Annotated in this window: 12 protein-coding genes; 6 read left to right on the top strand and 6 right to left on the bottom strand. The window is 60.9% G+C overall.

Annotated features, from left to right (window positions below):
- Positions 1-32 precede the first annotated feature (32 nt).
- From ACYZT6_RS13980 to ACYZT6_RS13960, 5 genes are all read left to right on the top strand, one after another.
- Complete coding sequence (locus ACYZT6_RS13980) at positions 33-878, top strand: oxidoreductase (protein ID WP_462027398.1); 846 nt, start codon at positions 33-35, stop codon at positions 876-878.
- A 570-nt stretch (positions 879-1,448) separates the two neighbouring features.
- Positions 1,449-1,904, top strand: a complete 456-nt coding sequence (locus ACYZT6_RS13975) for a (2Fe-2S)-binding protein (RefSeq protein WP_462027397.1) — start codon at positions 1,449-1,451, stop codon at positions 1,902-1,904.
- A gap of 25 nt (positions 1,905-1,929) precedes the next feature.
- The gene (locus ACYZT6_RS13970; protein WP_462027396.1) at positions 1,930-4,098 is read left to right on the top strand and encodes a xanthine dehydrogenase family protein molybdopterin-binding subunit; all 2,169 of its coding nucleotides are present in this window, start codon (positions 1,930-1,932) and stop codon (positions 4,096-4,098) included.
- 1 nt (position 4,099) lies between these two features.
- Complete coding sequence (locus ACYZT6_RS13965; RefSeq protein WP_462027395.1) at positions 4,100-4,678, top strand: hypothetical protein; 579 nt, start codon at positions 4,100-4,102, stop codon at positions 4,676-4,678.
- Positions 4,679-4,752: 74 nt separating this feature from the next.
- Positions 4,753-5,346 (top strand): GGDEF domain-containing protein, encoded by a 594-nt coding sequence (locus tag ACYZT6_RS13960; protein ID WP_462027394.1) that lies wholly within the window; start codon positions 4,753-4,755, stop codon positions 5,344-5,346.
- On the opposite strand, the gene ACYZT6_RS13955 is transcribed toward ACYZT6_RS13960, so the two are convergent.
- Together ACYZT6_RS13955 and ACYZT6_RS13950 are read right to left on the bottom strand one after the other, a co-directional pair.
- The gene (locus ACYZT6_RS13955) at positions 5,337-6,614 is read right to left on the bottom strand and encodes an amidase (protein ID WP_462027393.1); all 1,278 of its coding nucleotides are present in this window, start codon (positions 6,612-6,614) and stop codon (positions 5,337-5,339) included. The two genes, ACYZT6_RS13960 and ACYZT6_RS13955, sit on opposite strands and share 10 nt — an antisense overlap.
- Entirely contained in the window at positions 6,611-7,036 is a 426-nt protein-coding gene (locus ACYZT6_RS13950; RefSeq protein WP_462027392.1) for a VOC family protein, read from the bottom strand. Before ACYZT6_RS13950 ends, ACYZT6_RS13955 begins: the two co-directional genes overlap by 4 nt.
- A gap of 116 nt (positions 7,037-7,152) precedes the next feature.
- Between ACYZT6_RS13950 and ACYZT6_RS13945 the strand changes: the two genes are divergently transcribed.
- Entirely contained in the window at positions 7,153-8,019 is an 867-nt protein-coding gene (locus ACYZT6_RS13945; RefSeq protein WP_462027391.1) for a LysR family transcriptional regulator, read from the top strand.
- A 178-nt stretch (positions 8,020-8,197) separates the two neighbouring features.
- Here the strand turns inward: ACYZT6_RS13945 and fabI are convergent, their stop codons facing one another.
- From fabI to ACYZT6_RS13925, 4 genes are read right to left on the bottom strand one after another with little or no spacing between them, the layout of a single operon-like run.
- Positions 8,198-8,992, bottom strand: a complete 795-nt coding sequence (gene fabI / locus ACYZT6_RS13940; protein WP_008152082.1) for an enoyl-ACP reductase FabI — start codon at positions 8,990-8,992, stop codon at positions 8,198-8,200.
- 21 nt (positions 8,993-9,013) lie between these two features.
- Positions 9,014-10,624, bottom strand: a complete 1,611-nt coding sequence (locus ACYZT6_RS13935) for an ABC transporter ATP-binding protein (RefSeq protein ID WP_462027390.1) — start codon at positions 10,622-10,624, stop codon at positions 9,014-9,016.
- A 1-nt stretch (position 10,625) separates the two neighbouring features.
- Positions 10,626-11,645 (bottom strand): ABC transporter permease, encoded by a 1,020-nt coding sequence (locus tag ACYZT6_RS13930; protein ID WP_010459784.1) that lies wholly within the window; start codon positions 11,643-11,645, stop codon positions 10,626-10,628.
- Between the two features lies 1 nt (position 11,646).
- Positions 11,647-12,720, bottom strand: a complete 1,074-nt coding sequence (locus ACYZT6_RS13925) for a microcin C ABC transporter permease YejB (RefSeq protein WP_462027389.1) — start codon at positions 12,718-12,720, stop codon at positions 11,647-11,649.
- Between the last annotated feature and the right edge of the window lie 3 nt (positions 12,721-12,723).

The following is a 12,723-nucleotide window of genomic DNA, read 5'->3' as shown; positions in this document are numbered from 1 at the left end:
TGCTCACCCCAACCCAAACAAGGAACTCGATCATGACCACTTCCCACACCTTCAAACGTGTCTGGCTCATCACTGGCGCGTCCCGTGGCATCGGCGCCAAGATCGCCGCCGCTGCACTGGCCAACGGCGATGCGGTGGTGGCCACCGCCCGTGATGCGAGCAGCGTCACCCAACGTTTTGGCACTCAATCCGCGTTGCTCGCCATGTCCCTGGATGTCACCAATGAAGCCCAAGGCGTTGCGGTCGCCAAGGCTGCCATCGACCACTTCGGGCGCATCGATGTGCTGGTCAACAACGCGGGCTTCGGTTTGCTGGGCGCGGTGGAAGAAGCCAGCGCCGATGAAGTGCGCCGGGTGTACGAAACCAACGTCTTCGGCTTGCTGAACATCACTCGCGCCGTCCTGCCGTACATGCGTGCCGCCCGCAGTGGGCATGTGATCAACCTGTCATCGGTGGGCGGTTACGCGTCGGGGCCGGGCTTCGGCGTCTATTGCTCGACCAAGTTTGCCGTCGAAGGCTTGAGCGAAGCGCTGCACGCCGAATTGGCGCCGGTGGGGGTCAAAGTCACTGTTGTCGAGCCTGGTTACTTCCGGACCGAATTCCTCGAAGGCAATTCCCTGGTCGAATCCCCATCCACGATTGCCGATTACGACAGCACCGCGGGCGAGGTGCGTAAAATCGCCAAGGCCGTGACCCTGAATCAACCGGGCGATCCGGACAAGCTCGCCGAGACCATGATCACCCTGGTAGAAGCGAAAAAAGCTCCGCTACGCTTGCCACTGGGCAGTGACTGCGTCGCGGCGATCGAAGCCAAGAACGCCTTCGTTGCCGATGAATTGCAGGCGTGGCGCGAGGTGTCGGTCTCCACCGATTTCTAAGCCCCAACCCGGTCGGTAGCAGCTGCCGAGCCTGCGAGGCTGCGTTCGGCGACGCAGTCGTCGTGAAATCAGCCCCCGCGGTGCGTCAGGAAAATCGCGATCGCAGGGTTTACGACGACTTCGTCGCCGAACGCAGCCTCGCAGGCTCGACAGCTGCTACAGAACGTGCCATTTCAGTCTTCTTCATGTGACCGGTGGTCTCCCCGGTTATTGATGAGTTGCAGACATGGCGGATTTCCAAGTTTCCAAGCTTTAACACCGTCCGTAGCAGCTGCCGAGCTGCGCGAGGCTGCGTCCGGCGACGCAGTCGTCGTGAAATCAGACCCCGCGGTGTTTCAGGAGAACCGCATTCGCAGGGTTTACGACGACTGCGTCGCCGGACGCAGCCTCGCAGGCTCGACAGCTGCTACAGAGCGCGCCATTTCAGTCTTCTTCATGTGACCGGTGGTCGATGAACCGTTCTCCCCCGGCAATTTGCGCTTAGCTGTAGTGATAACCCGAGGCGCGCGTAGGCACTCCGTTGTCACAGCGACGCCCCTTCAGAACACCGTGAGTCTGAGGAAATTCGCAATGCTGACCCTGAACATCAATGGCAAGGATCAGGAGCTGGATGTCCCCGCGGACATGCCGCTGCTCTGGGTCTTGCGCGATGTCGCGCACCTGACGGGCACCAAATTCGGTTGCGGCATGGCCCAGTGCGGGGCCTGCACCGTGCACGTCGACGGCGCGCCGCTGCGTTCCTGCATCACGCCCGCCACCGCAGTGGCCCACGGGCAAAAAATCCTCACCATCGAAGGCTTGTCCACCGACGGCTCGCACCCGGTGCAGCAAGCCTGGGCCGAGCTCGACGTGGTGCAGTGCGGTTACTGCCAGTCCGGGCAAATCATGTCCGCCGCCGCATTGCTGGCGAAGATCCCCAAGCCCACCGACAGCGACATCGATCAGGCGCTCTCCGGCAATATCTGCCGCTGCGGCACCTACCCAAGGATCCGCGCCGCGGTAAAACGCGCCGCCGAGCTCGGTTGATGCCACGTTGACGGGAGTCTGAACCATGAACAGCACCAACCCTGTGTCACGCCGCGGTTTTCTCAAGGGCAGCGCACTGTTGGGCGGTGGTCTGGTGGTGGCGTTCGTCATCCCCGGCGCTCATCGCTTTGCCTTGGGGGCGGAGAATGAAGGCAATATTTTCGCGCCCAATGCGTTTTTGCGGATCGGCAACGACAACGTCGTCACTGTGCTGCTTGGCCACTCGGAAATGGGCCAGGGCATCTGGACCGGCCTGACCATGTTGATTGCCGAAGAGCTGGACGCCGATTGGTCGAAAATCCGCGTCGAACATTCACCCGCGTCGGCGGCGGATTACGGCATGGCGGGGTTCGGCGGGATGCAGATCACCGGCGGTTCGACCTCGACCTGGATGGAGTTCGATCGCTACCGCCAGGCTGGCGCGGCAGCGCGCTTGATGCTGATCGATGCGGCGGCCAAGCGCTTCAACGTCGCGCCCTCGGCGATTCACACCGAGTCAGGCGTGGTCATTGCCGGCGACAAACGCGCGACCTTCGGTGAGCTGGCGGACGACGCCGGCAAGCTGCCGGTTCCGGATCCGGCCTCGATCAAGTTCAAGGAGGCCAAGGACTGGAAGCTCATCGGCAAACCCACCAAGCGCCTGGACACCCCGGAGAAAATCACCGGCCGGGCCAAGTTCGGCATGGACGTGCAGTTCGATGGCTTGATGACCGCCATGGTTGCCCGCTCGCCGGTCTTCGGCGGCAGCGTCAAATCCTTTGAAGGCGCTGAGGCTCTGGCCGTGCCGGGCGTGCACAAAGTGGTGCAGGTGCCTACTGGCGTGGCGGTGATTGCCGATCATTACTGGGCGGCGAAGCTTGGGCGCGATGCGTTGAAGGTCGAGTGGGACCTGGGGCCGAACGCCGGCCTCGACAGTCAAAAACTGCTGGAGAGTTTCCGCACACTCGCGGCCACCCCCGGCACCTCGGCGAGTAAGGCCGGCGATACCAGCGCAGCGCTGGGCAAAGCTGCCAGGACCATCGACGTCGAATACAGCGTGCCGTACCTGGCCCACGCGCCGATGGAACCGCTCAATTGCACGGTGAAAATTTCCAAGGATAAGTGCGAGATCTGGACCGGCACGCAGTTCCAGACCCTGGATCAAATGATCGCGGGCAAGATCACCGGGCTCAAGCCGGAACAGGTTGAAATCCACACTGAATTTCTCGGCGGCGGCTTCGGTCGTCGGGCCAATCCGACCTCGGACTTTGTCGCAGAAGCCGTGCAGGTGGCCAAGGCCGCAGGAGGGCCAGTGAAAACCGTCTGGTCGCGGGAGGACGACGTCCGCGGCGGCTATTACCGCTCGGCGTTCCTGCATCAGGCCCGCATCGGCCTGGACGCCGGCGGCATGCCCATGGCCTGGAAGCACGTGATGGTCGGTCAGTCGATCATGGCCGGCACCATGCTCGAGGCGACCATGGTCAAGGACGGAGTCGACAAGACGTCGGTCGAAGGCGTTGCCGACAGCCCTTACCTGGTAGGCATGGCCAATCACCAAGTGGAACTGCACTCACCGACAACCGGCATCAGCGTGTTGTGGCTGCGTTCGGTGGGGCATAGCCACACGGCGTTTGTGATGGAATCGTTGATCGACGAACTGGCGGAGGCGGCCGGCAAGGACCCGGTGGAATACCGACGGACCCTGCTCAAGGCGCATCCGCGGCATCTGGGCGTGCTGAATCTTGCCGTCGAGAAAGCCAACTGGAAGGCGCCGTTGCCGGACGGCCACGCGCTGGGTGTGGCGGTGCATGAATCCTTCGGCAGCTACGTCGCCCAGGTCGCTGAAGTGTCTCAGGACAATCTGGCGATTCGGGTGCACCGGGTGGTGTGCGCGGTGGACTGCGGGATTGCGGTCAACCCGATGAGCATCGCTGCGCAAATGGAGTCCTGCATCACCTTCGGCCTCGGCTTCACCTTGCACAGCAAACTGACGTTCAAGGACGGCCAGGTGGTGCAATCCAATTACCACGACTATCGGGTGCTGCGGCTGAACGAAATGCCAGTAGTTGAAGTGCATATCGTGCCGAGCACCGAAAGGTCCGGCGGAATCGGCGAGGCCGGTGTCCCACCCACGGCGCCGGCGGTGGCCAACGCGGTGTTCGCCCTGACCGGGCAGCGCTTGCGGGAACTGCCGTTGCAACTGTCGGGGGTGTGAGATGAAACGACATCTGATTCTTGGCACGGTGGTGTTGATCGGCCTGGCTGTCTACGCCGAGCACGTGTTTGCTGACGACAAGGAAGCCATCAAGGCGTTTGATACCGTGCAGAAGGTTTTCCAGAGCCCGCGTTGCCAGAACTGTCATATCCCGGGCGATTCGCCGTTGCAGTTCGACGCCGGGATTCCCCATGCGATGAGCGTGGTGCGCGGGATGGACGGCAAGGGCGCTGCCGGTTTGCCCTGCGCGACCTGTCACGCCGAGACCAATCCGCCCGCCAGTTACGGGCCGCATATGCCACCGGGAGCGCCGCATTGGAGCTTGCCGCCCGCCGCACACAAGATGGCCTGGATCGGTCTGCCGGCCGATAAGTTGTGCGCGATGATCAAGGATCGTTCCAGTAATGGCGACCGTGATTTCGCGGCATTGATCAAGCACGTCAGCGAAGACAAGCTAGTGCTCTGGGGCTGGAATCCGGGCGAGGGAAGGGCGCCGGTGCCGGTGCCCCACGACATTTTCGTCAGCCAATTCAAGTTGTGGGCTGACGCCGGTGGGCCGTGTCCGGTGGAGGGCAGTTGACCGGCGGTCCGTTAACAGGGAGTCAATCCGGGTACGCACGACTCTAAAGTGCATATCCGCCAATGGAGTGAGTAATGCTGATCCCAGGCAAACCGGTCAAGCGAGGTGCTTGCACAGACCCGATGCGTTCGCCACTTAAGGAACGTGAATTGCTTCGCGATCTGGCCCGTACGGCCGAGCAAGAACTGACGGGCGTGCAGATGGCGAGCATGGACGAGTTGACGCTGCTGCCCAACCGTCACGGTTTCACAGCGCTGGCCCAACAAGGGCTGGACGCCTGCCAGCAGTTGGAAATACCGGCGACGCTGCTTTTTTTCGACCTCGATAACTTCAAGCGAATCAACTACCTGTACGGTCGTGCCGAGGGCGACAACGCCCTGAAAACCTTTGCTGACGTGCTGCGTATCGCCTTTCGCGAAAGCGATGTGATTGGCCGACTCGGCAACGACGAGTTTGTCGCCCTGCTGACGGGGGCAAGCGTTGTAGAGCTGTCTGCGATCATGGCACGCCTCGAAGAAATACTCGCCGAGCGCAATGCCACGGCGAATCGCAGTTTCATCATTCAGTTCAGCATTGGCCAGATCGAATTTGATGCGCGGCTAAACCAGACAGCCGAAGACGTGCTGGCCCTGGCCGACAAGGCGATGCACGACACTCGTCATTCTTGAGTGGCACGGTGCAAAACCGCTGTAACGTGCCCGGCGGTCCGCAACAACCGGCCGTCGTCCCTGAACTTACCGATCAGCTGTAATCCGATCGGTAGACTGCCTTCCGCGCGCTTCAGCGGGATATTGACCTGCGGCCAGCCAAACGCCCCCCAGAACTTGATGAAATCCGACGGTCCGGTGCTTTCCAGGCCCATCGGCGCAACCATCCCGCAAGAGGCGCCGAGCATGGCGTCGAAGGGGTGGCAAAGCTCATTCAAGCGTGGGGCAAGCGCGGCCAGGCGCACTTTGGCAGCGGATTCCTGTTCCCAGGTTGTCGCCGCCGCTCGCTCGAACATGGCCAGTGTCGAGGGGCTCAATTGGGTCCGGTGTCGTTGAAATTCCTTGGCCAGCGAGCGGGCACCTTCGCAATCGTTAATCAGCTGATGGTCGTCGAATACACCGGCAAACTCGTCGGGCAGTTGCAGTTCGCTCACGTGATGGCCGGCGCTGCGCAACTGATCCGCTGCCTGCTCCAGAGCGTGGGCCACCTCGGGGTCCACCTGATCCCAGCGCGACGTGCGGCAGAAACCCAGTCGCAGAGGACGCCGCTCGACATCAGGTACAACGAAACCGGGAATCAACACGCGCGCCACGAGGTGCAGATCGCGTACCGATCTTCCATACCAACCCACGGTGTCGAAGCTCGGCGCCAGCGGTTTTACACCTTCCAGCGACACCAGTCCCAGCGACGGTTTGTAAGCGAAGAGTCCGCAATAGGAGGCCGGCTTGAGCAATGAGCCAGCGGTCTGCGTGCCCAGCGCCAAGGCAAAGAAACCCGCCGCCATCCCGGCCGCCGAACCCGCGCTGGAGCTGCCGGGCGTGCGAGCGAGGTCGTGGGGATTGCGGGTCGGGCCGGTGTGCATGTAGGCAAACTCGGTGGTGTGGGTCTTGCCCATGATCAGCGCGCCGGCCTGGCGCAACAGCGTCACCACGTGGGCGTCCCGGGACGGTTGATGGCCGTTGTAAATGGGCGAGTTGAATTGCGTGGGGTAGGCAGCGGTGTCGAAGATGTCCTTGATGCCCACGGGTATGCCGGCCAGAAGTCCACGGCCGTTGTTCTGCGCAGCATCGGCGCGTACCTGCCCGGCGTCGAACGAGACGAAGGCCTGGATATCCGGTTCCTGCGCCTGAATGCGCTCAAGAAAGGCTTCGGCGATGACGGCAGCGGTCGTATCGCCATCGACCACCGCTTCACTGAGGGTGGTGGCGTCAAAGTCCGGGCGGATCATTTGGCGAACAACTGATTGATGTTCTTGAATGCTTTGAATTCCAAAGCGTTGCCACAGGGGTCGAAGAGAAACATCGTGGCTTGTTCACCCACCAAACCCTGAAAGCGGATACCCGGCTCGATCACGAAGCGAGTACCCAGGTCTTTCAAGCGCTCGGCCAGCGCCTCCCATTCCGCCAACCCCAATACCACACCGAAATGCGGCACCGGCACGTTATGACCGTCCACGGCATTGGTGTGCGCGGCTTCTTGAGAAGCGTTTTTCGGTGCCAGGTGAATCACCAGTTGATGGCCGAAAAAGTTGAAATCGACCCAATGGTCACTGGAACGTCCTTCTTCCAGGCCGAACACTTCACCATAGAAACGCCGGGCAGCGGCCAAATCGTAAACCGGGATAGCCAGGTGAAAAGGGGAGAGTTGCATGGGGTTCGCCTTCTTGTTGTTAGGGGACGAGGCTAAGTTTAGCGCTATGCTTTTTGATTGAAAGACGATAGTTTTTGCGTCGAGCTCAAATTATTTCGATCAATCGAGAACGCCTTATGCTGCGCGAATTGAAAACCTTCATCGCCGTGACACGCTATGGCACGTTCGCGGCCGCCGGGATGCACATCGGCCTGACGCAGTCGGCGGTCAGCGCCCAGATACGCAATCTGGAACAGGCGCTGGGCATTCGCCTGTTCGATCGCACCGGACGTCAGGCGATTCTTAATGCCGCAGGGCAACGGGCGTTGCCGATGGCGCAGGAGATCCTCGAGACGTTCAGCCGCATGGCCGTCAGTGATGATGTCAGCGAGTATCGCGGCGAGCTGAAAATTGGCGCGGTGTCCACGGTCCAGACCGGGTTGTTGCCCCAAGCATTTTTGCGGTTGAGGGAGCGGGCACCCCTGCTGGAGCCGAAATTGGTGCCGGGCGTGTCGTTGAGCTTGCTCAGTCAGGTCGATACCGGTGAGGTGGATCTGGCGATTCTGATCAAGCCGCCGTACGAGCTGCCCAAAGAGCTGTCCGTGCAGGTTATTCGCCGGGAGCCGTTTCTATTGATTGTGCCGATGGGCCTTGAAGGCGATGACCCGTTGCAAATCCTTGCCAGCCACGGGCACGTGCGTTACGACCGCAATTCATTTGGGGGGCGCCTGGTGACGCGGTTTTTGCGTGAACAGCAGATTGATGTGCACGTGGCGATGGAGCTGGATGAGCTGGAAGCCATCGTCAAGATGGTTGAATGCGGGTTCGGCGTTTCACTGCTGCCCGAGGCGGGGTTATGGCTTGAGCATGGGGCGAAGGTCAGGACTATCCCGTTGGGCGAGTTGACGTTTTACCGGGAGATTGTGCTGTTGCAGCGCTACAGCCAGCGGATGCAGCCGATTCAGCAGCTGTTTGCGAGGTGTCTGACCCAAATTTCCGACTAACCACAGATCCCTGTGGGAGCGGGCTTGCCCGCGATAGCGGACTGACATTCAAAATAGATGGCGGCTGATCCACCGCCATCGCGGGCAAGCCCGCTCCCACAGGAACTGAATGGACTTGGAATTGCGCGCACAAAAAACCCGCCTGAAGAGGCGGGTTTTTTTATGGGCTAGCGAAAGATCACTCTTCCAGGCTACCCATCGCAGTGGTGTTGAAGCCACCGTCTACGTACATGATTTCGCCGCTGATGCCGGACGCCAGGTCCGAGCACAGGAAGGCGCCGGCGTTGCCGACTTCGTCGATGGTGACGTTGCGACGCAGCGGGGTTTGCGCTTCGTTGGCGGCCAGCATCTTGCGGAAGTTCTTGATGCCGGAAGCGGCGAGGGTGCGGATCGGGCCAGCCGATACGCAGTTGACGCGGGTGCCGTCCGGGCCCAGGGAGCCGGCCAGGTAACGCACGCCTGCTTCCAGCGAAGCCTTGGCCATGCCCATCACGTTGTAGTTCGGCATGGTGCGCTCGGCGCCCAGGTACGACAGGGTCAGCAGGCTGCCGTTGCGGCCTTTCATCATTTCGCGGCCAGCCTTGGCCAGGGCCACGAAGCTGTAGGCGCTGATGTCGTGAGCAATGCGGAAACCTTCACGGGTGGTGGCTTCGGTGAAGTCGCCGTCCAGTTGGTCGCCCGGGGCGAAGCCGACGGAGTGCACGATGCAGTCCAGGCCGTCCCACTTCTTGCCCAGCTCAACGAAGACCTTGGCGATTTCTTCATCGCTGGCCACGTCGCACGGGAAGCACAGGTCAGGGTTGGAACCCCAGCTTTGTGCGAACTCTTCGACGCGACCCTTGAGTTTGTCGTTCTGATAAGTGAAGGCAAGCTCAGCGCCCTCGCGATGCATGGCGGCAGCGATGCCGGATGCGATGGACAGCTTGCTGGCGACACCGACGATCAGTACGCGCTTACCGGCGAGAAAACCCATGTGTTGCTCCTCTCTTTCAGGTTATTGCGCAGTGGCCGGAGCCAGGAAAGCGGCTTCCAGCAACTGCTGTGTATACGGATGTTGGGGGGCGGCAAAGATACTTTGCGCGTCTCCCTGTTCGACCACTTGGCCTTGCTTGACCACCATCAGCTGGTGGCTCAGCGCCTTGACGACAGCCAGGTCATGGCTGATAAACAGATACGTCAGGTTGTACTTGGTTTGCAGTGAACGCAAAAGCTCCACCACTTGGCGTTGTACGGTGCGGTCGAGGGCCGAAGTCGGCTCGTCCAGCAAAATCAACGCCGGTTTTAGCACTAATGCCCGGGCAATGGCGATTCTCTGCCGCTGCCCGCCGGAAAATTCGTGGGGGTAGCGGTTCCGGGTTTCCGGGTCCAGGCCTACCTCCTTCAATGCCGCAATAATCGCCTGTTCCTGTTCTGCCTCGGTGCCCATCTTGTGGATCCGCAGGCCTTCGCCGACGATCTGGCTCACGCACATCCGTGGGCTCAGGCTGCCGAACGGGTCCTGGAACACCACCTGCATCTCCCGGCGCAACGGCCGAACCTCGGCCTGCGTCAGGCAGTCTAGCTGCTTGCCTTCAAAACGGATGGCGCCTTTGCTGCCGATCAGCCGCAAAATCGCCAGACCGAGCGTCGACTTGCCCGAACCGCTTTCTCCCACAATCCCCAGGGTCTGGCCCTGAGGCAGGCTGAAATTGATCCCGTCCACCGCTTTGATGTGGTCGACGGTCTTTTTCAGAAAGCCTTTCTTGATCGGGAACCAGACTTTCAGGTCCTCGACCTGCAGCAGCGGCGGGCCAATCACGTTGGTCGCCGGCTTGCCACTGGGCTCCGCTGCCAGCAGTTCCCGAGTGTACGGATGCTGCGGCGCGCGGAACAACTCTTCGCACGATGCCTGTTCGACGATGCAACCGCGCTGCATGACACATACGCGATGCGCAATTCTTCGCACAAGGTTCAAATCGTGACTGATCAGTAGCAGTGCCATGCCCAGACGGGCCTGCAATTCCTTGAGCAATTCGAGGATTTTCAGCTGAACGGTCACGTCCAGCGCGGTGGTCGGTTCGTCGGCGATCAGCAGCTCGGGCTCGTTGGCCAGGGCCATGGCGATCATTACTCGCTGACGCTGGCCGCCTGACAATTCGTGGGGCAGGGCCTTGAGGCGCTTGTGCGGCTCAGGAATGCCGACCATCTCCAGCAGCTCCAGCGTACGCTTGGTCGCGACTTTGCCGATCAAACCTTTGTGAATGCCCAACACTTCGTTGATCTGTTTCTCGATCGAGTGCAACGGGTTGAGCGAGGTCATCGGTTCCTGAAAAATCATCGCGATCCGGTTACCGCGGATGTGGCGGATGGTTTTCTCTTTCAGGCTCAGCAGGTTTTGCCCGGAATACTCGATGGTCCCGGACGGATGCCGGGCGAGCGGGTAAGGCAGCAGTCGCAGGATCGAGTGTGCGGTCACCGATTTGCCGGAGCCGCTTTCGCCGACCAGTGCCAGGGTTTCGCCACGCTTGATGTCGAAACTGACGCCTTCCACCACCCGCTGACAGTGATCGCCGACGACGAATTCGACGGCCAGGTCGCGCACTTCGATCAGATTGTCCTGATTCATTTCACTTCCTCGGGTCGAAGGCATCGCGAGCGGACTCGCCGATGAACACCAGCAAACTCAACATCAATGCCAGCACGGCAAACGCGCTCATGCCGAGCCACGGCGCTTGCAGGTTGGATTTGCCCTGGGCCACCAGTTCTCCCAGGGACGGCGCGCCCGGCGGCAAACCGAAGCCCAGGAAGTCGAGGGCGGTCAGGGTGCCGATGGCGCCGGTCAAAATGAACGGCATGAAGGTCATGGTCGAGACCATGGCGTTGGGCAAAATGTGACGGAACATGATCGCGCCATTTTGCATCCCCAGCGCCCGGGCCGCGCGCACGTATTCGAGGTTACGCCCACGCAGGAACTCGGCGCGCACCACGTCCACCAGGCTCATCCACGAGAACAGCAGCATGATCCCCAGCAGCCACCAGAAGTTCGGCTGCACAAAGCTGGCGAGGATGATCAGCAAATACAGCACCGGCAGCCCGGACCAGATCTCCAGGAAACGTTGCCCGGCCAGGTCCACCCAGCCGCCATAGAACCCCTGCAAGGCCCCGGCAATCACCCCGATGATCGAGCTGAGAATGGTCAGCGTCAGGGCAAATAGCACCGAAATCCGGAAGCCGTAAATCACCCGTGCCAACACATCGCGGCCCTGATCGTCGGTGCCTAAAAGGTTGTCGGCTGAAGGTGGCGCGGGCGCCGGGACTTTCAAGTCGTAGTTGATGCTTTGGTAGCTGTAGGGAATCGGCGCCCACAGCACCCAGGCATCTTTGGCCTTGAGCAATTCGCGGATGTACGGGCTCTTGTAGTTCGCTTCCAGCGGGAATTCGCCGCCGAACGCGGTTTCCGGGTAGCGCTTGAGTGCCGGGAAGTACCAGCCGTTGTCGTAATGCACCACCAGCGGTTTGTCGTTGGCAATCAGCTCGGCGCCGAGGCTCAGGCCGAACAGCACCAGAAACAGCCACAGCGACCACCAGCCGCGCTTGTTGGCCTTGAACAGTTCGAAACGTCGGCGATTGAGAGGGGACAGGTTCATCTCAATGCTCCCGGCTTTCGAAGTCGATGCGCGGATCGACAAAGGTGTACGTGAGGTCACCGATCAATTTCACCACCAGACCGAGCAAGGTGAAGATAAACAGCGTGCCGAACACCACCGGGTAATCGCGGTTGATCGCCGCTTCGAAACTCATCAAGCCGAGGCCATCCAGGGAGAAGATCACTTCAACCAGCAGCGAGCCGGTGAAGAAGATCCCGATAAACGCCGACGGGAAACCGGCGATCACCAACAGCATCGCGTTGCGGAACACGTGGCCGTAAAGCACGCGGTGATTGGTCAGGCCCTTGGCCTTGGCGGTGACCACGTACTGCTTATTGATTTCGTCGAGGAAGCTGTTTTTGGTGAGCAGGGTCATGGTCGCGAAGTTGCCGATCACCAGCGCGGTCACTGGCAATGCCAGGTGCCAGAAGTAATCGAGGATCTTGCCTGCGGTGCTCAATTCATCGAAGTTGTTCGAGGTCAGCCCCCTGAGCGGGAACCAGTCAAAATAGCTGCCGCCGGCGAATACCACGATCAGCAGGATTGCGAACAGGAACGCCGGGATCGCGTAGCCGACGATGATCAACGAACTGGTCCAGACGTCGAAGTGACTGCCGTGTCGCGTCGCCTTGGCGATCCCCAGCGGGATCGACACCAGGTACATGATCAGCGTGCTCCACAGCCCGAGCGAGATCGACACCGGCATCTTTTCCTTGATCAGGTCGATGACCTTGGCGTCGCGGAAGAAGCTGTCGCCGAAATCCAGGGTGGCGTAGTTCTTGATCATGATCCACAAGCGTTCCGGCGCCGATTTATCGAAGCCGTACATGTGTTCGATTTCCTTGACCAGCATCGGGTCCAGGCCCTGCGCGCCGCGATAGGCGGAGCCGGCCACCGACACTTCGGCACCGCCGCCGGAGATGCGGCTGGTGGCGCCTTCGAAGCCTTCGAGCTTGGCGATCATCTGCTCCACCGGCCCGCCTGGGGCAGCCTGGATGATCACGAAGTTGATCAGCAAAATGCCGAGCAAGGTCGGAATGATCAGCAGCAGTCGCCGAAAAATATACGCCAGCATCTG

The sequence above is a fragment of the Pseudomonas sp. RT6P73 genome (assembly GCF_054897715.1).
Note: the sequence above shows the minus strand (reverse complement) of the source record. Positions and strands in the feature narration are given on the sequence as shown.